We start from the raw sequence: 25,952 nt of genomic DNA, 5'->3' as shown, positions 1-25,952 counted from the left end.
GAATGCATTCACAAGAGGACTACGGGTGACACGTCTCACCCAAGGTCCCGGGGCGCACCTCCCGGAAGTCCCTCCGGATTCGCCCGAAGTTCCCTTTCCAGGAGGTCACGCCTCGATGTATCGGCCCTGACGACCGGTCTCCCCGTGTGGGGTCCGGGTCAGGCCCCCTCCCCCGCCGCGATGAGGCTCCAGGCCACACCGTCCAGGATGTCGTGCTCGCTCGCGGTGAAGTGATCGGCGCCCGTACGCGCCAGCACGCGGGACAGCACCAGGGCGCCCGCCCCGATGACGTCGACGCGACCGGGGTGCATGACCCCGATCTCCGCGCGCCGGGAGTGCGTGGAACGCAGCAGATCACCGGTGATGCGCTCCAGGTCGGCCGTGGAGACCCGGGTGTGGTGGATACGCTCGGAGTCGTACTCGGGAAGGTCCAGGGAGATCCCGGCCACCGTCGTCGCGGTCCCGGCCACGCACACCACCGAGCCGGCCTCGCCCAGCGGGACGACCTTCTCCACCTCGTCCAGGGCGACCTCGATGTCGGCCGTGGCCGCCTGGATCTGTTCGTCGGTCGGCGGGTCCGAACTCAGGTGGCGCTCGCTCATGCGCACGCAACCGATGTTCACCGACAGGGACTCCCGAACCAGTTCGTCGTCCTCGCCCAGGCCGCCCAACACGAACTCGGTGGAGCCACCGCCGATGTCGACGACCAGGAAGGGCGGGGAGAAGTCCCCGTCACTCCCCCCGTCGGCCGCCTCGGCGTCCAGCTCGGCCGTGGCCCCGACGAAGGACAGTTCGGCCTCCTCCAGACCGGTGACCACCTCGGGCTCCACCCCGATGATCTCGCGGACCCCGTCCACGAACACCTGACGGTTGCTCGCGTCCCGGGTGGCGCTGGTGGCGACCATACGCACCGTGTCCGGGCCCGGCTCGATACCGTGCGCCTCGATCGCCTCGGCGTACCCGCGCAGCGCGTCGAAGGTGCGCTCCAGCGCCTCCTCGGAGAACGCGCCGGTCTCGTCCACGCCCTCACCCAGACGCACGATCTCCATGCGCCGGTCGGCGTCGACCACCTGGACCTCGTCACCGTCGAGGGAGACGACGTCGGCGATCAACAGCCTGATCGAATTGGTTCCGCAGTCGATCGCGGCGACACCGCTCATGAAGCGTCCGTCCCTTCAGCGCCCTCGGGGGCGTTCTCGTCCACGCGCACACACGGGCCCCGGTCCCACCAGTCGGGGAGTTCGTCCAGCGCCTCGGCGCCGATGGGGTTGGCCCCCGGGGAGGCGAGCTCGTGCCCGACCAGGGCGTGCAGGCACTTGACCCGTGTGGGCATCCCACCGGTGCTCTGCATGCCCTCTGGCAGCGGCTCCACACCGTCCAGGCGGGCCTGTTCGGAACGATCGGCGATGTAGGACTCGTGGGCCTTGGTGTAGGCCTCCTGGAGGTCGGGCTCCTCACCCAAACGCTCCTGCATTCGGCGCATCGCGCCGTCGCCCTCCAACCGACCGATCGCCGAGGCGGCGCGCGGGCAGGTCAAGTAGTACAACGTCGGGAAGGGGGTGCCGTCTTCCAGGCGGGGGGCGGTCTTCACCACGTCGGGCAGGCCGCATGGGCAGCGGTGCGCGACGGCGCGGACCCCGCGAGGCGGGCGACCCAACTGGAGTTCGATCGCGGCGAGGTCGCGCTCGGAGGCGGGATCACCATCGGTATGCCCCGGAACGGGCTGATCTGCGGAAGTCATGACCCAACCAGCATAGGCGCAGCCGAGGCTGGTCAGAGCCCGTCGTCGGGCCGGTCGGCCTCCTCCACCGAGCGCCACAGCTCGGTGAACCAGGGGTCACGAGGCTCGGAGGGGTCGACCCTCTCCTCGTCCTCGGTCTCGGGACGGATGACGATGTAGGCGGTCTCGTCCGGGTACTGGTAGTGCAGGCGGGCGCGGGCCTCGCGCTCCACGTAGGCGTCCTCGTTCAACGCCTCTTCGCGCTCGCGCAGCTCCTCGACGTTGGTCTCCATGCGGGCCCGATCGTCCTGCAACTGGGCGATCTGAGCACGCTGCATGACGTACTCGCGGAGCGGATAGGCCAGGCTCAGCGCGATCACGATGACCACGAGGGCCAGGATCGCGGCCCGGCTGGTGAGCATGGGCCGCACCCGACGGGTGCGGCCCGCGCTCGTGGCCTTGGTGGCCTTGGCCTTCGTCGTGGCCTTGGCCGTCGTGCCCGCTCTGGTGGCAGCACCCTTCCGCGGCTTGTCGGTTTTGGCCGACTTCCGGGCCTTTGTGGGCTGCTGCTGCGTTTCGCGGGACACTGGGGCAGACTAGCCGCGCTCGGTGAACCTCGGGAAGGCCGACACGCCCGCGTACACGGCGGCGTCGTCGAGTTCCTCCTCGATGCGCAGCAGCTGGTTGTACTTGGCGACCCGCTCGCTGCGCGCCGGGGCACCGGTCTTGATCTGGCCGGCGTTGGTGGCCACCGCGATGTCGGCGATGGTGGTGTCCTCGGTCTCGCCGGAACGGTGGCTGATCATCGCCGTGTAACCGCTGCGCTGGGCGAGGGACACCGCGTCCAGGGTCTCGGTCAGGGTGCCGATCTGGTTGACCTTCACCAGCAGCGAGTTGGCGGTGTCGGCGTCGATGCCGCGCTGGAGCCGCTCGGGGTTCGTGACGAACAGGTCGTCGCCCACCAGCTGGACCTTGGCGCCGAGCCGCTCGGTGAGCTTCTTCCAGCCCTCCCAGTCCTCCTCGTCGAGGGGGTCCTCGATGGAGACCAGCGGGTAGGCGTCGACGAGCTCCGCGTAGTAGGTGGCCATCTCCTCGGAGGTTCGGGACTTGCCCTCGAAGGTGTACACACCATCGGAGAACAGTTCGCTGGCGGCCACGTCCAACGCCAGGGCGACGTCGGAACCGACCTTGTAGCCGGCCTTCTCGATCGCCTCGACGATGAGGTCCAGGGCGGCACGGTTGCTGTCCAGGTTCGGGGCGAAGCCACCCTCGTCACCGACACCGGTGCCCAGGCCATGGGCCTTGAGCACCGACTTCAGGGAGTGGTAGACCTCGGTGCCCCATCGCACGGCCTCGGAGAAGGTCGACGCGCCGATCGGAGCGACCATGAACTCCTGGATGTCGACGTTGCTGTCGGCGTGCGCACCACCGTTGAGGATGTTCATCATCGGCACGGGCAGCACGTGCGCGTTGGGACCGCCGATGTAGCGGTACAGCGGCAGGTCGGCCTCCTCGGCGGCGGCCCTGGCCACGGCCAGGGAGGTGCCCAGGATGGCGTTGGCGCCGATCCGGGACTTGTCCGGGGTGCCGTCCAGGTCGATGAGCGCACGGTCGATGGTGCGCTGTTCGTCCGGGGTGTGGCCGCGCAGCTCTTCGGCGATCTCGTCGTTGACCGCGGTGACGGCCTTGGTCACACCCTTACCGCCGTAGCGGTCGCCGCCGTCGCGCAGCTCGACCGCCTCGAACCGTCCGGTGGAGGCACCGCTGGGAACACCAGCGCGGGCAGTGATCCCGTCGTCGAGCAGAACCTCGACCTCGACTGTCGGGTTTCCCCGGGAGTCAAGGATCTCCCGCGCCTGTACTGACTCGATGGACGCCACGATCTCTCCGTCTCTTCGGTGTCTGGGCCAACTCTTTCCGACCCGGACACGAGACTAGCGACCCGGACCCCCATCGGTGGAGTCCCCCCGGCCACATTGGTCTAGTCCATATACGAGAGGCCGGCGTCCAGGGCGGCGAGCGCGATCTCCACGGCCGCCTCCCTGTGGCGTTCGGCGTCCCCGGGGGCCACCAGAACGGCGATGTCCTGGATTCCGCCGAGGGCGACCACCGCGCCCATACGCGCGGGCGTTTCCGGTTCCTCACCCACCAACGCCACGTCGAGCCCGCGCCGCCATTCGACGATCCGGTCCACCAGACCACTCTCCCCCAGCGACCCGAGGTCGTTGAGCAGGGCGAGCAAGAGGGTGCTGTGGCGCACACACAGGTCGAAGTAGTCGCCGAGGAGCGCCCGCGGGTCGACGCCGCCGCCGGAGTAGGCCCCGAGCAGTTCCTCGGCGTCGTCGAGCAGGGGCCGCACCATCGCCTGGAGGAGCTCGTCCTTGGATCGGTAGTGGTAGTAGAGCGCGGCCTTGGTGATGTCGAGTCGTTCGGCGATCTCCCGCAGGCTCGTCTTCTCGTAGCCCTTGCGACCGAACAACTCCAGGGCCACCGCCCTGATCTCGGTCTTCGTGTCGCTCCGCTCCCTGGGCACCCCGGCTCACTCCCGTCCCTCGTGATCGATCCGCCGAGTCTATCCCGAACCTGCCGCCCGGTAGGTTACTTGACGCACGGTAAGTGATCCGTTTAGCGTGGGGATTCCACGACACAAGGAGCTCTGACGGCCCCATGTCCGCCGTTCGAACAGTCCTCGTCTCCGGAGCGAGCATCGCCGGGCCCGCACTGGCCCACTGGCTCCACCACCACGGGATCAGCGTCACCGTCGTCGAGAAGGCCCCCGAGCCCCGGCCCGGCGGATACGCCATCGACCTGCGCGGCAAGGCCATCGACGTGGTCGAGCACATGGGTCACCTGCCCGAGATCCGCTCCAAGGTCACCGAGATGAACCACCTCGCCCTGGTCGACGCGGACGGGCGCCGCCGCGTCGGTCTGCACACCGGGGTGATCTCCGACGAGGATCGCTCGTTGGAGATCCTGCGCGGCGACCTGGTGCGGATCCTGCACGAACCCACCACCGAGTACGCCGAATACCTCTACGACGACACCATCACCGGCATCGACCAGGACGACGACGGAGCCCACGTCACCTTCGCCGACGCGGCACCGCGCACCTTCGACCTGGTCGTCGGAGCCGACGGCCTGCACTCGAACACGCGCGGTCTCGTCTTCGGGGCGGAGGACCCCCTGGCCCGCTTCCTCGGCGCCTACATCAGCATCTTCACCATCCCCGACCACGTCGGGTTGGACCGGGAGGCCCTGCTGTACAACACACCCGGCAGGCTCGTCGGGATGTACCGGACCCCACGGGCCGAGGGGGCCAAGGCGATCCTGGGCATGCACGTACCCCGCCCGCTCGGGGTGGAGCGCCTCTCCCCCGCCGAACAGCGCGCGTTCCTGCGGAGCGTGCTCGCCGGCAACGGGTGGGAGAGCGACAGGATCCTGGACGCCATGGAGGACAGCGAGGACTTCTACTTCGACTCCATCACCCAGATCCGGATGGACCGCTGGTCGCGAGGCCGGGTCACCCTGCTGGGCGACGCCGGGTACTGCCCCTCTCCGCTGTCCGGCCAGGGAAGCACCCTCGCGGTGGTCGGCGCCTACGCCCTGGCCCAGGAACTGGGACGACACACCGACGTGGCTCGGGCCCTGGCCGCCTACGAGGACCGGATGCGTCCCTTCGTCGGCGCCAACCAGGACATCGCCGACAGCGGTATGCGCTTCCTCGCGCCCAAGACCCGCTTCGGCCTCGTGGCCCGGGACCTGGTCATGCGCGCGGCGCCGCTGATCAAGACCCTGGGAACGTTCACCGGGAAACTGGACCGGTCCTCGGAGGCCTTCGACCTGGACCCCGACCCCATCGGGTCCCAAAGGTGATGAACTCACGGTTCCGGGTGGTTCGAACTGACCCGCCCGGAACCGGCCCCGCTCCTTGAACCGGGAGTTCACCGGCTTATAGTTCGAACCGTGGCGGACCCTCAGAGCGCACCCGCGGACGGCACACTACGTCCGGTCCGCCGACGGCGGGCCGAACTCGGACTGCTCCTGATCGCCCTCACCGTCACCGCCGCCGGCCTGGCGTCGGCCTCCCTAGCGATCACCGGCGGGATCGACCCCGGCGTTTCCACCTACGTGACGGCCGTCGGCCTCGGAGCACTGGGCGTGCACGTCCTGCTGCGATTCATCGCCCCCTACGCCGACCCCGTCCTGCTCCCGGTGGCCACGACGCTGAGCGGGATCGGCCTGACCATGATCTGGGCGCTGCAGATGTCGCGCACCGGCGGGGAGGAGCACACCGAGGCCGACCGGCAACTGCTGTGGACCCTGATCGGGCTCGGGCTGTGCGCGGCCACCGTGGTGCTGGCCCGCAGGCCCCGAAGACTGGCCCAGTACACCTACCTGATCGCGTTGGGCGCGCTCGTCCTGCTCCTGTTGCCGCTGTCCCCGCTGGGGCACGAGGTGTTGGGTGCGCGCCGGTGGATCATGATCGGCCCGTTCACCATGCAGCCCTCGGAGTTCGCCAAAGTGCTGCTGGTGCTCTTCCTCGCCTCCTACCTGGGCAGACGGCGTGACGTCCTGGCCACGGCGACCCGCACCTTCCGGATCGGCGGGGTGAAGGTGTTCAGCGCCCCGCGCGCCCGCGACCTGGCGCCCATGGGTCTGGGCTGGGGCCTGGCGATCCTGCTGCTGGTGGGCACCAAGGACCTGGGCACCTCGCTGCTGCTGTTCGGGACGTTCCTGGCGGTGCTCTACGCCGCCACGGCCCGCAAGTCCTGGGTGCTCATCGGCCTGGTGGCCTTCGCGGGCGGCGCGTACGTGGCGTACCTGCTGTTCGGTCACGTGCAGAACCGGGTGCGGATCTGGCTGAACGCCTTCGACGTCGAGGTCTACAACTCGCCCGGCGGCAGCTTCCAGGTGGTGGAGGGCCTGATCGCCCTGGCCTACGGCGGGTTGCTCGGCACCGGTTTCCACGACGGGCAGGCCCAGGAGATCTTCGCCGCCGACAGCGACCTGATCCTGGTGTCGGTAGGCGAGAAGCTCGGGTTCACCGGCCTCATCGCCGTCCTGTTCCTGCTGTTCCTGTTCGCCCAGCGGGCGTTCCGCGTCGCCCTGGGCAGCCGCGACGTGTTCCTGAAGCTGACCGCGCTGGGCTGCGGATTCCTGACCGCGTTCGACGTGTTCATCGTTCTGGGCGGCGCCACCCGCATCATCCCGCTGACCGGCATGACCACACCGTTCCTGTCGGCGGGCGGGTCGGCGCTGATGGCCAACTGGGTCATCGTGGGCCTGTTGTCGGCCATCGGCGATACCGCCCGCCGGCCACAGGAGACGTTCAGCGCGGGGTTGGCTCCGAGCGACCCCTCCACCGAGGTGATCGACGTGCGTTCCCTACCGAAGGGGATGAGGCGGTCGGGAAGGTGACGCACGGGGACGTCGCACACCGGTGGGAGGGGTTCGAGGGTCCTTGAGGTTACTCCTCGGTCTTCGACCAGTAACCACGCCACTCCTCGACGCTCAACCCGCGCGGCTCACGACCGTCGGCGCGCGCCGCGTCCTCCGCGGCCCGGACCCGACCGTCGAACCGGCGGGCCGCCAGGCGCAGGTCCGTCTCCGGGTCCCGCCCCTGGCCCCGCTCGACCGCCACCGCCGCGAACAGCTCGCCGCCCTCGGCCCCGTCGTCGCCCACCAGATCGGCGGGGAAGCCGTTGCGCACCGCGCGCTTTTGCAGCTCGTGGGCGAGCAGCACCGCCGGCTGGGCGAACGGCACCCCATCCAGCACCGAGACCTCGCCGGAGCCTCCCCTCGCCTTGGCCTTCTCCGCGCGCTCGGCCGCCTTGATGGCCTCCCAGTTGGACCACACCTCGTCGGTGCCCGACACCTCCACACCACCGAACACGTGCGGGTGGCGGCGGGTCATCTTGTCGATGATGGCGTCGGCGACGTCGTCCACGGTGAACCTCGCCGGATCCCCCTCGGGCCGCTCGGCGCCGATCGCCGCGTGGAAGACCACCTGCAGCAGCACGTCACCGAGCTCCTCGCGCAACAGCGCGTGGTCGCCCTCCTCGATGGTCTCCAAGGTCTCGTAGGACTCCTGGATGAGGTACTTGGCCAGGGACTCGTGCGTCTGGGAGCCGTCCCACGGGCACTCCCGGCGCAACGTCTCCATCACCTCGACCAGGCGCAGCACCCGGTGTCCGGGGGCTCGGACGTCGTCTGTCATCTATTCCTCACTCATGTGCCGGTCCAAGGCCGGGATCCAACCGCCCTCGCGCAGGGCGTCCATCACCGCGGCCACGGACTCGGCCGGGTCGGAGTCCACGGTGTCGACCACCAGGTCGGCGTCGGTCGGCACCTCATAGGGGTCGGAGATCCCGGTGAACTCGGGGATCACCCCGGCGCGCGCCTGGGCGTACAGGCCCTTGCGGTCGCGCTCCTCGCACACCTCCAACGGGGTGGCCACGTGCACCAGGAAGAAGTCACCGAACTCCTCCACCATGGCACGAACCTCCGCCCGCCCGGCCTCGTAGGGAGCGATCGGCGCGCACACCGCGACCCCGCCATGGCGGGTGATCTCCGAGGCCACGTAACCGATCCGCCGGATGTTGAGCTCCCGGTCATGCCGGGAGAACGTCAACCCCTTGGACAGCATCCGGCGCACCACGTCTCCGTCGAGCAGGGTCACCGGACGCCCCGCCCGCCGGATTCCATCGGAAACCCCGCGGGCGATGGTGGACTTGCCCGACCCCGAAAGACCGGTGAACAACAGGGTGACACCGCGCTTGGTACGGGCCGGACGCAACCGGGCCAGCTCCGCGCCGACCCGAGCGGGGGTGAGCCACGCGGGCAGCTCACGCCCATGCGCCAGCTCCGACTCCACCTCGTCGTCGGAGGGCTCGGCGAGCGCCCGTGCCGGGTCCACATGCGTGAACGGCTTCCACAACCCCTCCTCGGAGTCGTACCGCCACGGCTCGGGATCCAGAACCGTCAGCGGTGGACGCAACGCCATCACCCGCTCGACCTCCGGTCCGCGTCCACCCGACTCGGCCAGCATGTGGGTGGCGCCATAGGCGGCGGCCACGTGCGCGGCCAGGGCCGTGTCCCGTTCGTTCCAGTCGCCACCGACCGCTCCGGTGGCGCGCGCCCGCGAGCGGGGCAGGGTCACGACCACGAACGAGCTGCGCGGCGGCAACAGGGGTTCGGCGGCCAGCACCGCGGTAGCGAGCCCTTCCTCCTCCAGGGGGGCGTCGACCACCACGATCACCTCGGCCCGTTCACCATCGCGCGCCAACGCGTCGGCCTCGGCCCGGATCTGGTGCAGCGCCCGATGGTGCAACGGACGGTCGGTGACCACCGCGAGCAGCGATCGGGCCCCGGCCCCTTCCAACTCGCTCTGCGCCCGCACCTCCGCCGGGGTGGCGCGCAGCTCGCGCAACACCCCGTAGGTCGCCGGACGCAGCATCGTCACGTCACCGGCCAGGCGGTGGACTCCCCCGTCCTCCCAGTGCTCGCGCACCTCCAGCCCGGCCAACGGCGCACCTTCGAGATCGGTGAGCGTGAGCGCCTTCTCACCGGCCAACTCCTCGGGGACCTCCAAGGTGACCGGAACCGGCCAAGGCCGGCCGTCGGGCAACCGCCCGCTCCGTGAGACCGACTCCACCTCGTCCCGGGTCATGAAACCCGGGAACGGGTACGCCCCGCTGAGAATGAGCTCCAAGTGGGCGAGCCCATCCGGACCTGGGGCGAAGACCGGGGCTTGCCGACTCCCGTGTCTGTGGACACTCACCACGCACATCCTCCCTCTGCCATGGTCGCGATCCCACCCAGCGTAATCCCGCACCCTCCACCGACATGGCGCTGAGGTGCTCCTACCGGGAAGAGTCCGAGCTCATCGGGTGTTGCGTAGGAGGAAGGCCGAAGACGGCCGGACCCGCGCACTCGTCCCACGCGCCATCGGCGAACTGGATAAGCTGAGCGGAGAACGGGTGGCGCACACCCACCCGACCCACGGCCGCCCGACTCACGTGCGGCCCGATCGTGCCTGGACGGATCCACTTCAGGGGACCCATGGCCGTGACCGTCTCCGCCACCGCACGTACCTCTCCACTTTCTGGTGCTATGAGCCTCATTGGACTTCTCGCCGACGTCTCCCGGGACCCGGCACTGCACAGCGCGATCGAGACCGCCCGCGGCGGCCACGATCCCCATCTCGACCTCGTCGCCCCGGCGGCCCTGCGCCCCTTCATGGTGGGCGCGCTGGCCGCCGACGCGCCGGTGGGCGCCGAACGACCGGTGCTCGCCATCACCGCGACCGAACGTGAGGCCGCCGACCTGACCGACGCCCTGGGCTCACTGCTGCCCACGGACTCGGTCGCGCTCTTCCCCGCCTGGGAGACGCTTCCGCACGAGCGGCTCTCCCCTCGCTCCGACACCGTCGGCCGACGCCTGGCGGTCCTGCGACGTTTGGCCCACCCCGACCCCTCGGACCCGCTCACCACACCCCTTCGGGTGGTCGTGGCGCCGGTGCGCAGCGTCCTGCAACCACTGGTCGCCGGGTTGGGCGACCTCGAACCGGTCCGCATCCGGACCGGTGACGAGGTGCCCCTGGAAGAGGTCGTCACCTCCCTGACCAACACCGGCTACGCCCGCGTGGACCTGGTCGAGAAGCGTGGTGACATGGCCGTGCGCGGCGGCATCCTCGACGTCTTCCCGCCCACCGAGGAACACCCGCTCCGGCTGGAGTTCTGGGGCGACACCGTCGAGGACATCCGCTACTTCCAGGTCGCCGACCAGCGATCCATCACCCCCGGCGAGGAGGGCGCGGGCCCCGGAGACGGTGCTTCCTCCGGGCTGTTCGCGCCGCCCTGCCGGGAGTTGCTGCTCACCGAAACCGTCCGCGAACGCGCACGCGCCCTGGCCGAGGAACACCCCTCCCTGGCGGAGATCCTCACCAAGATCGCCGACGGAGTGGCCGTGGAGGGCATGGAGGCGTTCGCGCCCGTGCTCGCCGAGAGCATGGAACCGTTCTTCACCTACATGCCGAAGAACGCCATGGTGGTGGGCTGCGACCCCGAGCGCATCCGTACCCGCGCCCTGGAACTGGAGGCCACCAGCGCCGAGTTCCTGGACGCGTCCTGGATCAACGCCGCCTCCGGTGGCGAGGCCCCCATCGACCTGGGCGAGTCGGCGTACATGTCGATCTCCGAACTGCGCACCATCGCCGACGAACGGGAACTCCCCTGGTGGGGCCTGACCCCGTTCGCCGCCGATGAGGACCGCACCGCCGAGGAGGACGACGCGGTGATGGTGGGCGCGGTGCCCGCCGACAGCTACCGCGGCGACACCGAGCGCGCCCTGGCCGACATCAAGGGCTGGCTGCACGACAACTGGAGCGTCGTGCTGGTCACCCAGGGGCAGGGGCCGGCCGAACGACTCGTCGCGATGCTGCGCGACGCCGGGTTGGGTGCGACCCTGACCGGCGACCTGGTCGAAGCCCCCAAGGAGGCCATCGCCACCGTCACCACCGGCCTGGTCGACCACGGTTTCCTACTGCGGTCGGTGCACACGGTGGTGCTCACCGAGACCGACCTGGTGGGGCAGAAGTCCTCCACCCGGGACATGCGGCGCATGCCCAGCCGACGCAAGGGCACCGTAGACCCACTCCAGCTCAAGCCCGGCGACCACGTCGTGCACGAACAGCACGGCGTGGGCCGCTACCTGGAGATGGTCAGCCGCCAGATCCAGGGCGCCACCCGCGAATACCTGCTCATCGAGTACGCGCCCTCCAAGCGCGGACAACCCGGTGACCGCCTCTTCGTGCCCACCGAACAGCTCGGCGAGGTCACCCGGTACGTGGGCGGCGAGGCGCCCACCCTGTCCAAGATGGGCGGCGCCGAGTGGAGCAAGGCCAAGAGCCGGGCCCGCAAGGTCGTCCGGGAGATCGCCGGCGACCTCATCCGCCTGTACTCGGCCCGTCAGGCCTCGCCCGGGCACGCGTTCGGTCAGGACACCCCTTGGCAGCGCGAACTGGAGGACGCCTTCCCCTACGTGGAGACGCCCGACCAGCTGGCCGCCATCGACGAGGTCAAGAAGGACATGGGCAAGTCGGTCCCGATGGACCGGCTGATCTGCGGTGACGTGGGCTACGGCAAGACCGAGGTGGCGGTGCGCGCCGCGTTCAAGGCGGTCCAGGACGGCAAGCAGGTCGCCGTGCTGGTGCCCACCACCCTGCTGGTCCAGCAGCACATGTCCACGTTCACCGAGCGCTACGCGTCCTTCCCCGTCACGGTCAAGCCGATGTCGCGCTTCCAGACCGACGGCGAGGTGGAGCTGACCCGCGAGGGGCTGCGCGGCGGCGAGGTCGACGTGGTCATCGGTACCCACCGCCTGCTGTCGCAGGAGACCCGGTTCAAGGACCTCGGACTGGTCATCATCGACGAGGAGCAACGCTTCGGCGTCGAGCACAAGGAGTCCCTCAAGCGGCTGCGCACCCAGGTGGACGTACTGGCCATGTCGGCCACACCCATCCCGCGCACCCTGGAGATGGGTCTGACCGGCATCCGTGAGATGACCACCATCCTCACCCCGCCCGAGGAGCGCCACCCGGTACTCACCTTCGTGGGCCCCTACGAGGACAAGCAGATCACCGCGGCGATCCGACGCGAGCTGATGCGCGAGGGCCAGGTGTTCTTCGTGCACAACCGGGTGGCGTCCATCGACAAGGTGGCCGCGTCCATCCAACGCCTGGTGCCCGAGGCACGAGTGGCCTACGCACACGGTCAGATGAACGAGCAGCAACTCGAACGGGTCATGGTGGACTTCTGGGAGAAGAACTTCGACGTGCTGGTCTCCACGACCATCGTCGAGTCCGGCCTGGACGTGCCCAACGCCAACACCCTCATCATCGACCGCGCCGACACCTACGGGCTCTCCCAGCTGCACCAGCTGCGCGGCCGGGTGGGTCGTGGCCGCGAACGCGCCTACGCCTACTTCCTGTACCCCCCGGAGAAACCGCTCAGCGAGACCGCCTACGAGCGGTTGGCGACGGTGGCCCAGCACACCGAGACGGGCGCCGGCATGTACGTGGCGATGAAGGACCTGGAGATCCGCGGCGCCGGCAACATCCTGGGCGCCGAACAGTCCGGGACGATCGCGGGCGTGGGCTTCGACCTGTACATGCGCATGGTCGGTGAGGCCGTCGCCGAGCTCAAGGGCGACCCCACCGCCGCGGAAGAGGTCGAGACCAAGGTCGAACTGCCCATCAACGCGCACATCCCGCACGACTACGTGCCGGGGGAACGGCTGCGGTTGCAGTCCTACAAGCGCATCGCGAGCGTGTCCGACGAGGCCGACATCCTCGGTGCCTACGAGGAGCTCACCGACCGGTACGGCACCCCGCCGCAGCCGGTGGACAACCTCATGGCGGTGGCCCGATTCCGGGTGCTGGCCAAGTCCGCGGGGTTGGCCGACGTGGTCATGCAGGGCAACCAGATCCGGTTCTCACCGGTGGAGCTGCGCGAGTCCCAGGAGCTGAGGCTGCGACGCATGTACCCCAGGTCGATCCGCAAGGAGGCCGCCAAGACCCTCCTGGTTCCGGTCCCCAAGGCCGGCGGGATCGGCGGCAAGCCGCTGCGCGACCTGGAACTGCTCAAGTGGTGCACCGACCTGGTGAACGCCATCTTCGAACCGGACAAGCGCCGGGCCCAGGTCAAGGGCGACCAGCCGGGCGGAAGCGCGAACGGCGGAACGTGAAGGACGCGGAGGGCACGGCACGTGGGCCGTGCCCTCCGCGCCGTGTCCAGATCGGTCTGATCCGGGTCGGTACTAGTTCCGCTGGTCGAGTTCCTCCGAAGAGGCCTCGTAGGTGATGCCGTACAGCTCCTCCTCGGAGACCTCCTCCACGTCACCGCCATTCCGCCACCACGACCGCGACGCCTTCTCCGCGCGACGCTGTTCGCGCAGTTCCCTGCGGGCGTCCTTGCGCGCCCGCCGCTCGGTGGAGCGGTCGGCGCGACGGGCCTTACGGGTCCTCTTCAGTTCCTCGCGACGTTCGGCGATGGTGGGTCCGGGAACCTCACCGGTCTCGGTGGTCTCGGACTCCTCCTCGCGGGGTCGCAACGGGGTGACCGTCGCCAGCCCCTCGCCGCTGGGCACGTCCTGGGGCAGGTCCACCGCCGGCATCGACGGTTCGGGGGTGCGTTCGGCCTTGGCCTCCTCCCGGCGGGCGACCACCGAGTGGTTCGACCTGCGCGTGTACCACCAGTTGGCGATCCACGCCGCCACCGCCGCGGCCACCCCCACCTCCAAGGCGGCCACCAATCCCACCTGCCAGGCCGAAGGGCCCACCTCCGCCAGGCGCTGAGTGCCCAACGAACCACCGGCGGCACCGGCCAGAGCCGCGTACAGGATCCCCGTGGTCACCCCGCACACGAATCCCCACAGCGGAGCCGCCTCGCTCACCACGTCCGGGGCGTGGCGTTGGGTCACCACACCGCCGAGCGCGCCCGCCACGAACGGCACCGCCAGTGCCACCAAGGACAACACCGGGGCCGCGCCGTTGGCCGGCAGCGCGGCGAGCATCGGCAACGCGGGCAGTGGCCCCACCGAAACACCCGTCGGCGCCACCAGCGTCTCGGCTCCCACCGCGAAGCCCGGGCCGAGCGCGTAACAGACCGCGAAGATCACCGCGTTGGGCAGATAGGCCAGCTGGACGATGAACAACAGCACCCCGCCGATCAGGCCGGGGGCGAGGGACGCGGTGACCGCCAGCACCTCGTCGTAGCTCATCGCCAACGCCACCAGGAACAACAGCAGACCGCCGGCGAGCAGGGTCCCCGAGGACGCCAACATCCCCACCAGTAGCGAACGACTACGGGCCGGCATCAGGTCGAGCAGGTCGCCCGCGGCCACGCCCTTGTCCTTCATGAGCTGGCGCAGCACGCCCAGGCCACCGGCCAGGAACGCGATCACGAACCCCATCAGCAACGCTCGCGGCATGCTCGGCTCCACGGCGTCCGTGTGCGCCAGCAACGCGAGCGTGCCCGCGATCGCCGCGTAGGGACCCGCGATCGCCAGGGCCGCCCGGTACACATGCCGCAGTCGTTCGATCTCGCAGTTGCGGGCCAACCACCGACCGAACCGGTACAGCAGCATTCCGGGCAGCAGCACCAACCCCATCGGCAGCAGACTGATCTGCCCCTCCATGATGGTGAAGGACACGTGGTGGCCCACCAACCAGGCCAGGACCGCGCTGCGCAGCAGGTCGGCGATGTCCTCACCGAAGGTGTCGTGCGGTGCCGCCACCCAACCGACCATGGTGAAGGTGACGATCACCGCCAAGCCGATGCCGGCGGCCGACGCGGCGGCGATCCCGCCGGTCGAGTAGACCGGGCGGGGCTCGCCCAGAGCCGAGGAGGCCTCGGGCGCGTCGCCGGACTTCGACGGGCGCCCTCTGTCGGGGGGTGATGCTGGCGTACTCACCCGACTTATGCTGCCAGGGACCGGAATGCTCCGCGGCATCCGGCTCGCGCGTGTCGTATCCGCGTCAGGGGCCGGGAACGGGGAACGAACGAGATACGTCGTAAGATCATGAGCTCTCTCCCCGCTCGAAGGACGATCATGTCAGAGCCCGCCCCGGACCACCCCTACCGTCTCTCGGACTCCGAACGCGACGAGGCCCTGGACCGACTGCGCACGGCGCTACAGGACGGGCGGTTGGACCTGGACGAACACGAGCGGCGCACGAACGAGACCCTGCACGCGGTCACCAACACCGACCTGGTCCCGCTCTTCGACGATCTACCCCGCGCGCTCCGACCCAGCGCCATCGACGGACCGAAGGAGACGGCCGTGGCCCCCGCGCCGCGCACCAAGGGCGACGTGGCCGAGGCGGAGGAGAAGAACCAGAAGAACGGCCCCAACGTCAACGGGGCGGTCATCTGGGGCGGCGTCATCTTCGTCATCTGGGGGATCCCCGCCATCGCCTACGGAGGTACGAGCTCCCTCATCGGATGGCTGATCTTCCTGCTGCTGTTCATGGTGCCCGCGGTCACCGTCGCGACCGTCCAGGGCATCCGCAAGAGGTCGGACCGGCCGCCCGAGATCGAGGAGTAGGCTGGCGGGGGCGGGCCCCGCACACGAGACGGCTCCGCCCCGCCGACCGGGAGACCCGGTGGCGGGGCGGAGCCGTCGATTCTTCGAGAAGACCTAGAAGAGCCCGCGAGCCAGCTCGGCGGTCTCGGTCGGAGTCTTGCCGACCTTGACGCCCGCGGCCTCAAGGGCCTCCTTCTTGGCGGCGGCCGTACCGGAGGAACCGGAGACGATGGCGCCGGCGTGGCCCATGGTCTTGCCCTCCGGGGCGGTGAAGCCCGCGACGTAGCCGACGACCGGCTTGGTCACGTTCTCCTGGATGTAGGCGGCGGCGCGCTCCTCGGCGTCGCCACCGATCTCACCGATCATCACGATCACGTCGGTGTCCGGGTCGGCCTCGAAGGCCGCCAGGGCGTCGATGTGCGTAGTGCCGATGATCGGGTCGCCACCGATGCCGACGGCGGTCGAGAAACCGATGTCGCGCAGCTCGTACATCATCTGGTACGTGAGCGTGCCCGACTTCGACACCAGGCCGATGCGGCCCGGCTTGGTGATGTCGGCCGGGATGATGCCGGCGTTCGACTGACCCGGGGTGATGAGACCGGGGCAGTTCGGGCCGATCACGCGCGTCTTGTTGCCCTTGGCGCCCGCGTGGGCCCAGAAGGCGGCGGTGTCGTGGACCGGGATGCCCTCGGTGATCACGACGGCCAGACCGATCTCGGCGTCGATGGCCTCGACGACGGCGTCCTTGGTGAACTTCGGCGGAACGAAGATCACGGTGACGTCGGCGCCGGTGGCCTCCATGCCCTCGGCCACGGAGCCGAAGACCGGAACCTCGGTGCCGTCGAAGTCGACCTTCTGGCCGGCCTTGCGCGGGTTCACGCCGCCGACGATGTTGGTGCCGGAAGCGAGCATCCGGCGGGTGTGCTTGGTGCCCTCAGAGCCGGTCATGCCCTGGACCAGCACCTTGCTGTCCTTGGTCAGGAAGATAGCCATGGTGAATTCGTCCCCTACTTCGCCGCGAGCTCGGCGGCCTGAGCGGCGGCGCCGTCCATCGTGTCGACCCGACGAACCGCCGGGTGGGCACGCTCGTCCAGGATCTGTCGGCCCAGTTCGGCGTTGTTGCCGTCCAGGCGCACCACCAGCGGCTTGGACACGTCGTCGCCGCGGCCCTCCAGCAGCTCCAGCGCCTGCACGATGCCGTTCGCGACGGCGTCACAGGCGGTGATGCCACCGAAGACGTTGACGAATACGCTCTTGACCGCGGGGTCGCCCAGGATGATCTCCAGGCCGTTGGCCATGACCTCGGCCGAGGCGCCACCACCGATGTCGAGGAAGTTGGCGGGCTTGACGCCACCGTGGTTCTCACCGGCGTAGGCGACCACGTCCAGGGTCGACATGACCAGACCGGCACCGTTACCGATGATGCCGACCTCGCCTTCGAGCTTGACGTAGTTGAGGCCCTTGGCCTTGGCGGCGACCTCTAGCGGGTCACCCTCCTCGGCGAAGGTCAAGCTCTCCAGGTCCTGGCGGAACTCGGCGTTCTCGTCCAGGGTCACCTTGCCGTCGAGGGCGACGACCCGGCCGTCCTTGGTCAGGATGAGCGGGTTCACCTCCGCGAGGGTGGCGTCCTTGCCGACGAAGGCGTCCCAGAGCTTGGTGATGATCTCCGTGGCACCCGCGACGGCGGCCTCGGGCAGCTTGCCCGCCTTCACGATCTCCGCGGCGACATCGGCCGGGGCGCCGTTGAGTGCGTTGATCGAGATCTTCGCGACGGCGTCGGGGTTGGTCTCGGCGACCTCCTCGATCTCCATGCCGCCCTCTTTGGAGCAGATGGCGAGGAAGTCGCGGTTGGCGCGGTCGAGGAGGAAGGAGAAGTAGTACTCCTCGGCGATGTCACTCGCCTCTTCGACCAGGACACGGTGGACCGTGTGGCCCTTGATGTCCATGCCGAGGATCTGCTCGGCCTTGGCCTGAGCGTCCTCGGGGCCGTCGGCGACCTTCACACCGCCGGCCTTACCGCGGCCACCGGTCTTGACCTGGGCCTTCACGACGACACGGGGCTTGCCCGCGGCGGCGAACTCATCAGCGATGGCACGTGCCTCAGCGGCCGTGCTCGCCACCTTTCCCTGGGGTACGGGGACTCCGTACTCTGCGAAGAGTTCCTTCGCCTGGTATTCGAACAGGTCCACGAGGGTCCGTCCTTGTAAATCGCTGGCTCAAGTTTGTACCGGGGTGGCGTGTCCGGATCGGCGGTGACGCACTGATGTCACACGACGCAAACCCCCGATGGGGGCTGAGCCGCCTACAGAGATCGAGATCGCCGCGGCGTTGCCACCCGCGACATGCGCAAAGCTTAGTCGCCCGGGATCCGGTCGCCGGCCATCGGGGCCTCGTTGACCCCCCGGGGCCGCCCCGGAAAGCCGCTCGCGCGGTAGTAGCACGGTTCTCACGTGGGAAAATCTGTGACCAGAGACACGGCCGCTAACACCGTTCCCACGGCCCACGATGCGAGGAAGATCACGACTCGGGGGTCGGTCGGGCGTGGGGTCAGGCGGCGTGCGCCGGGCGGATGTTCTCCCGCACCCAGTCGGCGATGTCCGTCGTCGGAGCACCCGGCGTGAAGATCCGGGCGACCCCCATCGACTCCAACTCCGCGACGTCCGAATCGGGGATGATGCCACCGCCGAACACCCGGATGTCGGTGGCGTCGTTCTCCCGCAGGAGTTCCATGACCCGACCGAACATCGTCATGTGGGCGCCCGAGAGCACCGAAAGGCCGATGGCGTCCGCGTCCTCTTGGAGCGCGGCGGACACGATCATCTCCGGGGTCTGGCGCAGGCCCATGTAGATGACCTCCACCCCGGCGTCCCTCAGCACCCGGGCGACGATCTTGACCCCTCGGTCGTGTCCGTCCAGACCCGGCTTGGCGACGACGACCCGCGCGGCGGACTCGGCCATGGCGTACCCCTCACGACGTTTCCCCGCCCGCCCGGCACCCCTTGTGAGGGTCTCCCCGGGCGCCGAGGAGGCGATGATGAACTCGTGTGAAGAGTAACGCAGCTCACTCGGGGATGCCCGGCGCGGGTCTCGGGTATCTTCCGACCATGGGAGACAACACCACCGGCTTCGAGCACATCAGCACCGATGAACTGCGTGAACGCGCCGTGGAACTGGCGCGGAAACGGTGGGACCTGCGGTTCTTCTGGAAGCTGCTCGGCCTCATTCCGGCAGGCGAGGCCGCCGCCGGGCACACCGAGTCCAGCCAGGCGAGCGTCGCCCAGGCCTCCGGCCTGTTCTTCGAGGCGCTCTCCGCGGAGGACGACCCCGAACTCCAGGAGGCCCTGCGCCCGGTCTACGTCCAATACCTGGTCGACCACGAGAACGACGAGTAATAGCCCCCTCACCTCCATGTCCGAAAACCGCCGGCCCCGCGGCTCTCGGTCGGTGAACATGGAGGGGTGATGAACGACGAGCAGCGCTACAGAGCGGTCCGCAGCAGGGACTCCCGCTTCGACGGGGTCTTCTACACCGCCGTGCGGACCACCGGCATCTACTGCCGTCCGAGTTGCCCGGCGGTCACCCCCAGACGAGAGAACGTCCGGTTCTACCGTTCCGCCGCGGCCGCCCAGGAATCCGGTTACCGCGCCTGCAAACGCTGCCGTCCCGACACCGTGCCCGGCTCCGCCGAGTGGAACGTACGGGCCGACGTGGTCGGGCGGGCCATGCGTCTCATCAACGACGGTGCCGTGGACCGCGGCGGGGTGGGCGCGGTGGCCGCGTCACTGGGATACAGCGAACGTCAGCTCAACCGGCTGCTCACCACCGAGGTCGGAGCGGGACCATTGGCGCTGGCCCGCACCGAGCGGGCGCACACCGCCCGAATCCTGGTGGAGACCACCGACCTGCCCATGACCGACACCGCGTTCGCCGCGGGCTTCGCCAGCGTCCGCCAGTTCAACGAGACCATGCGGGCGATCTACGACCGCTCCCCCGGCCGGATGCGAGAGGACGCCGACGGCGGCACCGTCGCGACCGGTTCGGGCACCATCACGCTGCGACTTCCCTACCGGGGGCGGATCGACCTGCCCGGGATGCTCGCCTTCCTCGGGGAACGCGCGGTGCCCGGGGTCGAGGAGTACGTCGACGGGACGTACCGGCGCACCCTCAGGTTGGCGAACGGGCCCGGGATCGTGGAGCTGTCTCCGGCGAACGGGTCGAGGGCCGTGGGCCGGCACGTGCTGTGCCGGTTGCGGCTGACCGAACCACGCGACCTGGGCGGGGCGGTCCGTCGTTGCCGAAGCCTGCTCGACCTGGACGCCGACCCCGAGGCCGTCGCCGAGATCCTCGGGCCCGACCCCCTGCTGGGGCCGGTGCTGCGCGAGCGCCCCGGCGTGCGCGCCCCCGGTCACGTGGACCCCGCCGAACTCACGGTGCGGGCGGTCCTGGGTCAGCAGGTGTCGGTGAGGGCCGCTCGTACCCTGGCGGGCCGGCTGGTCGAACGGTTCGGAGAACCCTTGGAGCGGCCCGACGGCGCCCTCACCCACACGTTCCCGGCACCCGACGCACTCGCTTCGGCGGACCCGACCGCGATGTCGATCCCGGTGGCCCGCGGTCGCGCGCTGGTGGGGGTGGCCACGGCGCTGGCCGACGGCCGGGTCGACCTCGGACCCGGCTGCGACCGGGACGAGGCGGAGCGGAGACTCGTGGAGTTGCGCGGCATCGGCCCGTGGACCGCCCGATACGTGCGTATGCGGGGCCTGGGCGACCCGGACGTGTTCCTTGAGACGGATCTGGGGGTCAAGAAGGCCCTGGAGAGGGCGGCGTTGCCGGCGACCCCCGCGGCGGCGGCACGAGGAGCGCTGGCCTGGAGCCCTTGGCGTTCCTACGCGACCCACCTGTTGTGGGCGTCTTTGGACCATGACGAACACCGAGAGAGGCGAGGACGATGACCTACACCGATCAGGACGCACTACCGCTGGACCTGCCCGAGGCCACCGAACCGGCGGCCCCGCACAGGATGACCTCGGTACGGTTCCGTGAACCGATACCGGGCTCGACCAGGTACACGACGGTGGACTCGCCGTTGGGGGAACTCCTACTGTTCGGCGACGGTGAGGCCTTGGCCGGGGTATCGACCCCGCCCAAGGACGGATCACCGCACCACGTCGGCGAGAGGTGGCTGGCGGACCAGGCTCCGTTCACCGAAGTGAAACGGCAGCTGGCCGCCTACTTCGCGGGTGAACTGCGCGAGTTCGACCTGCCGTTGGCGCCCACCGGCACGCCCTGGCAGTTGCGGGTGTGGCGGGCCCTGACCACCATCCCGTACGGGGAGACGGCCGGGTACGGGGAGCTGGCCGAGGAGCTGGGACGGCCCACCGCCTCGCGCGCGGTGGGGGCGGCGAACGGCCGCAACCCGATCAGCGTCATCGTCCCCTGTCACCGGGTGATCGGCGCGAACGGCTCACTGACGGGGTACGCGGGGGGACTGGAGCGGAAGAAGAAACTTTTGAACCTCGAAAATCGTAATCGCGTATGAAATTTTCGTTACCCCCCTTGATCGGGGATTGTGGCGTGCTTACTCTGCGGTAACCACATCAAGGTTGTGGTGTCATAACCCGTTCGCTACTCGACTCCCCCAGGAGAAGCGTTGGCACTGCCCACCCCCGCCCCCCGATTCCTGCCCATAGGCGCGCTCACGGTCACCATGTCCGCCGCCCTGCTCGCGGGAGCCTCCACCCCGGTCTCTGCCCAGCCGTCCGCTCCGTCGCACAGCACGGCGGACAACGTCGAGATCATCGTCGAACACGCCGAGACCCTGGACCTTCCCCGTACCCTGAGCACCACCTCCGAGTCCGCCGAGGACGCCCTGGCCGACGCCGTCATCGACGACGTCCTGGCCGAACGCGACACCGGGCTGTCCACCCTGGCCGACCAGGAGCGCGACGTCCGCGTCGACATCCGAGAAGCCGCCGACGGCGCCGCGTTCGGCGTCGCCATCGTGACCGCCCCCATGGGCGCCGAAGAGGACCCCGACGCCTGGCTGTTCGCCGCCGAACACGAGGCCTCCGACTGGTCCATCGGCCTGGAGGGAACCGAGGAGTTCTCCTCGATCCTCGCCGAAAGCTCCCTGCTGGCCGAGGAGGAGCGGGAAACCGTCGCCGCCTCGACCAACCCCTCCGAGGCCGCCCCCGCCAGCTACGTCGGCGTCGGTCTGCCCTACGCCATCGGCACGTCCATGATCATGACCGGTGGCCCCCACGGAAACGTGGGAGAGTCCGCGGACTTCGCCGGCGGCGCCGGTCAGGCCCGCGCGTCCCGTGGCGGCTACGCCTACAGCCTGTGCACCGGCTGGACCCGTGTCATCCACGACAACGGCTTCTCCACGGACTACTACCACCTGGAGGACTACCAGTGGCTGCCCGGCAACAACGTCGGCACCGGCCACTACCTGGGCACCCAGGGCAACAGCCTCTGCGCCGGCGGCTCCACCACGGGCGCGCACATCCACTACTCGCTCCGGGCCTACAACGACCCCAACGCGGCGGGCTGGTACGTCTCCCTGAACGGTAGGACCCTGGGCGGTTGGACCTTCGTCCAGGGCGCCCAGTACGGCGGCTACGCCTACCGCGACGGCGTCGGCACCATCTACCCGGGCGGTTCCATGTACAACTACGGCTTCTGACCCGAGCCACCCCGCCGGTCAGCCGGTGAGCCGACCGGCGCGCTCTGCGAGCGTGCGGCGGCGTGTAGTAAGAGGGGCCTCTACAACGGAGTGGAGGCCCCTCCTCCATGCCCACCCTCGGGTGGTGGGTGCTGGGGTTATCCACAGGCGGGGAGTTCGGGGTGGTGAACCGTTCCGCCTACATGATCCCATCGATCTTGGGGGAGCCGCTGGTTTCGCCGGTTTCGTGCTGCCCAAGGTCTCCTGGTGGGGCGCCTGGGGGCGGGAGTCTTGGGGTTATTGGGTGTTGCTCGGGTGTGTGGGTGGGGCGCCTCAGGTTTCTGGCTCTTTGGGGTGGTTGGGCGGGGGGGTGGGTTCTCCCTCCTTCCCCGCCGCGTGATTGTTGCCGCCCGCACCGCACGCGTCAAGGCAATGGTGTGTGCTCTGGCAGCGGGGTTGGTGGCCTTGACCCGCACGGTGCGGGCGGCGGTTTGGCGGCTATCGGGGAAGGGGGGAGAGTGGTTGAGGTCCCAAGGGCCCTGTGGGCCGGGGGCCCACTCCGGCCGCAGACGGCCGGATCCCTTCCCCTCCCTCTGGTGTCCTCGTTGAGCGCGTCGCCACTACGTGACGGGTGAGGTCACGAAGGGCCCGCTACAGGTGGGGTGGGGGTGGTGCGCGTCCTCGCGGTGGCCGGCTCTGATGAGGCTCTTTCCCGTAGCGCCGTTGTGGGCACCCATAATGGCGCTAGGAGCAAGATTAAATCCCGGATCCCCTTCGATTGCGGGTTGTGGATAACCCAAAATCGGCATGGTTTTGTGGTACGCGCAGACGGGAGAAAAGAATGCAATATACCCGCCGGTAAGTCTGCCATTCTTGGGGGTGTTCGCATATAATCAGAGTATGATCTTTCCTCCCAGCACGCCGCGCCCGACCGGGGACACCCCGGTCGATCAGGCGATGGCGGGTGCGCGGGAGTTGGCGGTGGAATTCTCCGGCCGGGATATCCCGTTCGGGTGCGAAGCCGATGTGCTCGCACAGTTTCGCCGGCTCAACCAGGAAACAGACCGGATCCGTTACGGGATGCTGCCCGCCCTGGCCCGCATGGAGGCCACCGGTGTCCTGTTGGAAGAGGGTGGCCAGCGCAGCATCCAGGCGTGGATCACCCACCAGTGGGGCACCTCCCCGGCCGAGGCCAACAATCTCGCCACCCTCGCCCGAGCCCTGTACAAGCAGCAGCTGCCGCTCGTGGAAGAAGCGTTCGGGAAGCAGAATCTGTCGTTGGGTGAAGCGTGCGCCATCGCGACCTCCACCGAAAAGGCTGTGGGCGAGTGGGCGAAGGTCCTGGAATCAGCGGATGAGGAATTCCGTGCCCAGCGTCCTTCGGTGGAGGGGTTTCGGGCCCGGTTGGAATTCGGGCTGATCGGTTTCAAGGCCGAGTGCCCGCAGGCCTCGGTGCGCCAGTTGCGGGACGCGGCGAAATGGTTCGTGGCCCGCCTGGACCCGGAAAAGGCCGACCGGGACTATGACGAGACGTTCGAGAACCGGGGCGCGCAGTTCTCGCCCACGTTCGAGTCCGGGTTTTTGCTGCGGATGTGGGGGCCGGGGGCCGACAACGAGCTGATCCAGGCCGCCCTGGAGGCTTACACGCAGCTGTACGGGCCCGATAACGCCGCTGTGCCGAAGCATCAGCGCACCTATGACGCGATGATGCGGATCTTCGAGACCGCCCTGGGCCACCGGGAGTGCGCCAAAGCCCCCCAGGCGTTGGCCACGCTGAACATCACCGTCCCCCTGAAGCGGTTCCTCGGAGACGACACTGCAGAGCCGGCCACCACCGAGGATGGTGTGGTCATCCCCGACCAGATGGTGGCCCGCCTGACCCCCGACAGTTGGCTGCGCCGGTTCCTGACCGACGAAGAAGGCCGGACCCTGTTGGATGTGGGGCGAAAGCAGCGGTGTGCCCCGGATCCGGTGCGTCAGGCGGCCGGGTTCAAGAAGCCCTACTGCGAGTGGCACCAGGGCTGTGACGTGCCGCGTAGCTGGTCGCAGTACGACCACATCATCCCCTTCTCCCACGGCGGGGTGACGAGCTCGGACAACATGCAGATCTTGTGTGCGACCCATAACCGGCTCAAGCACCGGTTGCAGACCAAGGTGAACCGGAAGATCTGGGAACACCACCACGCCCAGAACAGGCAGGACACCGAGACCAGCGGGTCCGGGGACGGGGAAGGAGAGCCAGCCCCAGCCACCGCCCTCTAACCACCGTGCACTTCCACCAGGTGGAACACCACGCCGACGAGATCACCCCAGGTTGGGTGTCAGACCCCAAGGGCCCGTGCCCTGTGGGGATATCAGCATGCCCAGAGGCAGAAACACCGCGAACCCTCACCCAGAGCCATACCCCGGGGACAGAGTGGCCCCCATCGGGGGTGTCGACAGCACACCTGCCGACACCGGACCTACTGCCACCCCACTACGGGCACAGTGCCGGGTACTGGCACCGAGACTGCTCCCACCACCACGACCGGCCCGCCGGCATCCGCTACTGCTACCAGCCTCTGTGTGGTCTTGCCTCCAGGGCCGGCTACCGCTGGGACGCGGCCCGCCCCGTGCCCGACCTGTAGCGGGCCCTTCGTGACCGGGCCCGTCACGTAGTGGCGACGCGGCCCACGAGGACACCAGAGGGATAGGGAAGGGATCCGGCCGCCTGCGGCCGGAGTGGGCCGCAGGCCCACAGGGCCGTTAGGAACCTCAACCACTCTCCCCCCTTCCCCGATAGCCGCCAAACCGCCGCCCGTGCCGCGCGGGTCAAGGCCACCCACCACAGCGCCACAGCACCCGACATTGCCTTGACGCGTGCGGTGCGGGCGGCAACAATCACGCGGCGGGGAAGGAGGGAGAACCCACCCCCACCCCGCCCAACCACCAGCAGGACCCCCTACCCGAGGCGCCCCACCAACACGCCCCACACCCGCCCCGTGAACCGGTGGGCTCTCGATCTCAGGCGCCCCACACACCCACCCCACACCCGCCAGACCACCCACAGGACCACCACCCGAGCAACGCCCAACAACCCCAAGACTCCGCACCTCAGACACCCCACCCACAACAAAAAAAGGGGCCGCCTAAAAAGACAACCCCCCAACACACAACCCCACCACACACAAAAAAAGGGGGCCCGCCAACAAGCGGACCCCCCAAGAAAAACCGTGGCAGCGACCTACTCTCCCACCCCACCACAGGGCAGTACCATCAGCGCAAAGAGACTTAACGACCGGGTTCGGAATGAGACCGGGTGTGACCCTCCAGCAATAACCACCACGGAAACCAAACACCCACAACCACACCCCCACAAAAGGGGCACAGCCACGAGTAAGATTTCGTGAACAAAATGTGCGCGAGCAACCTAATTATCTGCAGCGGACAAGCCCTCGGCCTATTAGTACCGGTCAGCTCCACCCCTCACAGGGCTTCCACACCCGG

21 protein-coding genes and 1 rRNA gene are annotated in these 25,952 nt (G+C 69.0%); 10 read left to right on the top strand and 12 right to left on the bottom strand.

Going from position 1 to position 25,952, the window contains the following annotated elements; genetic code table 11:
* Nucleotides 1-158: 158 nt before the first annotated feature.
* From ACWGSK_RS10560 to ACWGSK_RS10540, 5 genes are all read right to left on the bottom strand, one after another.
* Nucleotides 159-1,160 (bottom strand): Ppx/GppA phosphatase family protein, encoded by a 1,002-nt coding sequence (locus ACWGSK_RS10560; RefSeq protein WP_452455719.1) that lies wholly within the window; start codon nucleotides 1,158-1,160, stop codon nucleotides 159-161.
* The gene (locus tag ACWGSK_RS10555; protein ID WP_452455718.1) at nucleotides 1,157-1,741 is read right to left on the bottom strand and encodes a DUF501 domain-containing protein; all 585 of its coding nucleotides are present in this window, start codon (nucleotides 1,739-1,741) and stop codon (nucleotides 1,157-1,159) included. The genes ACWGSK_RS10560 and ACWGSK_RS10555 overlap by 4 nt, the downstream gene beginning before the upstream one ends.
* Before the next feature lie 32 nt (nucleotides 1,742-1,773).
* Nucleotides 1,774-2,142 (bottom strand): FtsB family cell division protein, encoded by a 369-nt coding sequence (locus ACWGSK_RS10550; RefSeq protein WP_358508884.1) that lies wholly within the window; start codon nucleotides 2,140-2,142, stop codon nucleotides 1,774-1,776.
* A gap of 174 nt (nucleotides 2,143-2,316) precedes the next feature.
* Complete coding sequence (gene eno, locus ACWGSK_RS10545; protein WP_358508851.1) at nucleotides 2,317-3,600, bottom strand: phosphopyruvate hydratase; 1,284 nt, start codon at nucleotides 3,598-3,600, stop codon at nucleotides 2,317-2,319.
* 101 nt (nucleotides 3,601-3,701) lie between these two features.
* Nucleotides 3,702-4,253: a TetR/AcrR family transcriptional regulator gene (locus ACWGSK_RS10540; RefSeq protein ID WP_452455717.1), complete on the bottom strand. Its 552-nt coding sequence runs from the start codon at nucleotides 4,251-4,253 to the stop codon at nucleotides 3,702-3,704.
* Between the two features lie 134 nt (nucleotides 4,254-4,387).
* Between ACWGSK_RS10540 and ACWGSK_RS10535 the strand changes: the two genes are divergently transcribed.
* Both ACWGSK_RS10535 and ACWGSK_RS10530 read left to right on the top strand, forming a co-directional pair.
* Entirely contained in the window at nucleotides 4,388-5,593 is a 1,206-nt protein-coding gene (locus ACWGSK_RS10535; RefSeq protein ID WP_452455716.1) for an FAD-dependent monooxygenase, read from the top strand.
* Between the two features lie 90 nt (nucleotides 5,594-5,683).
* Nucleotides 5,684-7,138, top strand: coding sequence for an FtsW/RodA/SpoVE family cell cycle protein (locus ACWGSK_RS10530; protein WP_358508856.1), 1,455 nt, complete (start codon nucleotides 5,684-5,686; stop codon nucleotides 7,136-7,138).
* 49 nt (nucleotides 7,139-7,187) lie between these two features.
* Here the strand turns inward: ACWGSK_RS10530 and ACWGSK_RS10525 are convergent, their stop codons facing one another.
* Nucleotides 7,188-7,937: a MazG family protein gene (locus tag ACWGSK_RS10525; protein ID WP_452455715.1), complete on the bottom strand. Its 750-nt coding sequence runs from the start codon at nucleotides 7,935-7,937 to the stop codon at nucleotides 7,188-7,190.
* Nucleotides 7,938-9,509, bottom strand: a complete 1,572-nt coding sequence (gene cysC / locus ACWGSK_RS10520) for an adenylyl-sulfate kinase (RefSeq protein ID WP_358508860.1) — start codon at nucleotides 9,507-9,509, stop codon at nucleotides 7,938-7,940.
* Nucleotides 9,510-9,832: 323 nt separating this feature from the next.
* Here cysC and mfd point away from each other — a divergent pair, with 323 nt between their 5' ends.
* On the top strand, nucleotides 9,833-13,465 hold the full coding sequence (gene mfd / locus ACWGSK_RS10515; RefSeq protein ID WP_452455714.1) for a transcription-repair coupling factor: 3,633 nt from the start codon (nucleotides 9,833-9,835) through the stop codon (nucleotides 13,463-13,465).
* A 72-nt stretch (nucleotides 13,466-13,537) separates the two neighbouring features.
* On the opposite strand, the gene ACWGSK_RS10510 is transcribed toward mfd, so the two are convergent.
* Nucleotides 13,538-15,193 carry a cell division protein PerM gene (locus ACWGSK_RS10510; RefSeq protein ID WP_452455713.1) on the bottom strand — a complete coding sequence of 552 codons (1,656 nt, stop codon included), beginning with the start codon at nucleotides 15,191-15,193 and terminating at the stop codon, nucleotides 13,538-13,540.
* 138 nt (nucleotides 15,194-15,331) lie between these two features.
* Here ACWGSK_RS10510 and ACWGSK_RS10505 point away from each other — a divergent pair, with 138 nt between their 5' ends.
* On the top strand, nucleotides 15,332-15,826 hold the full coding sequence (locus ACWGSK_RS10505; RefSeq protein ID WP_358508865.1) for a DUF1707 SHOCT-like domain-containing protein: 495 nt from the start codon (nucleotides 15,332-15,334) through the stop codon (nucleotides 15,824-15,826).
* Between the two features lie 93 nt (nucleotides 15,827-15,919).
* Here ACWGSK_RS10505 and sucD read toward each other — a convergent pair whose 3' ends face one another.
* The 3 genes from sucD to ACWGSK_RS10490 form a co-directional block, all read right to left on the bottom strand.
* Nucleotides 15,920-16,798, bottom strand: a complete 879-nt coding sequence (gene sucD / locus ACWGSK_RS10500; RefSeq protein ID WP_358508867.1) for a succinate--CoA ligase subunit alpha — start codon at nucleotides 16,796-16,798, stop codon at nucleotides 15,920-15,922.
* A gap of 14 nt (nucleotides 16,799-16,812) precedes the next feature.
* Nucleotides 16,813-17,994, bottom strand: a complete 1,182-nt coding sequence (sucC, locus tag ACWGSK_RS10495; protein ID WP_358508869.1) for an ADP-forming succinate--CoA ligase subunit beta — start codon at nucleotides 17,992-17,994, stop codon at nucleotides 16,813-16,815.
* A gap of 358 nt (nucleotides 17,995-18,352) precedes the next feature.
* Entirely contained in the window at nucleotides 18,353-18,763 is a 411-nt protein-coding gene (locus tag ACWGSK_RS10490; RefSeq protein WP_358508871.1) for a cobalamin B12-binding domain-containing protein, read from the bottom strand.
* A 146-nt stretch (nucleotides 18,764-18,909) separates the two neighbouring features.
* Between ACWGSK_RS10490 and ACWGSK_RS10485 the strand changes: the two genes are divergently transcribed.
* The 6 genes from ACWGSK_RS10485 (at nucleotide 18,910) to ACWGSK_RS10460 (ending at nucleotide 25,093) form a co-directional block, all read left to right on the top strand.
* Complete coding sequence (locus tag ACWGSK_RS10485) at nucleotides 18,910-19,197, top strand: hypothetical protein (RefSeq protein WP_452455712.1); 288 nt, start codon at nucleotides 18,910-18,912, stop codon at nucleotides 19,195-19,197.
* 69 nt (nucleotides 19,198-19,266) lie between these two features.
* The gene (locus ACWGSK_RS10480; RefSeq protein WP_452455711.1) at nucleotides 19,267-20,754 is read left to right on the top strand and encodes an AlkA N-terminal domain-containing protein; all 1,488 of its coding nucleotides are present in this window, start codon (nucleotides 19,267-19,269) and stop codon (nucleotides 20,752-20,754) included.
* Nucleotides 20,751-21,341, top strand: a complete 591-nt coding sequence (locus ACWGSK_RS10475; protein ID WP_452455710.1) for a methylated-DNA--[protein]-cysteine S-methyltransferase — start codon at nucleotides 20,751-20,753, stop codon at nucleotides 21,339-21,341. Before ACWGSK_RS10480 ends, ACWGSK_RS10475 begins: the two co-directional genes overlap by 4 nt.
* A gap of 111 nt (nucleotides 21,342-21,452) precedes the next feature.
* Nucleotides 21,453-22,487: a M23 family metallopeptidase gene (locus tag ACWGSK_RS10470; RefSeq protein ID WP_452455709.1), complete on the top strand. Its 1,035-nt coding sequence runs from the start codon at nucleotides 21,453-21,455 to the stop codon at nucleotides 22,485-22,487.
* Between the two features lie 879 nt (nucleotides 22,488-23,366).
* Entirely contained in the window at nucleotides 23,367-24,728 is a 1,362-nt protein-coding gene (locus ACWGSK_RS10465; RefSeq protein WP_452455708.1) for an HNH endonuclease, read from the top strand.
* A 170-nt stretch (nucleotides 24,729-24,898) separates the two neighbouring features.
* On the top strand, nucleotides 24,899-25,093 hold the full coding sequence (locus tag ACWGSK_RS10460; RefSeq protein ID WP_452455707.1) for a hypothetical protein: 195 nt from the start codon (nucleotides 24,899-24,901) through the stop codon (nucleotides 25,091-25,093).
* 583 nt (nucleotides 25,094-25,676) lie between these two features.
* On the opposite strand, the gene rrf is transcribed toward ACWGSK_RS10460, so the two are convergent.
* Nucleotides 25,677-25,792, bottom strand: a 5S ribosomal RNA gene (rrf, locus tag ACWGSK_RS10455).
* Nucleotides 25,793-25,952: the final 160 nt, after the last annotated feature.

The organism is Nocardiopsis sp. NPDC055551 (genome assembly GCF_053619415.1).
The sequence above is the reverse complement of the archived record's forward strand: the minus strand, read 5'-3'. Positions and strand labels throughout refer to the sequence as shown.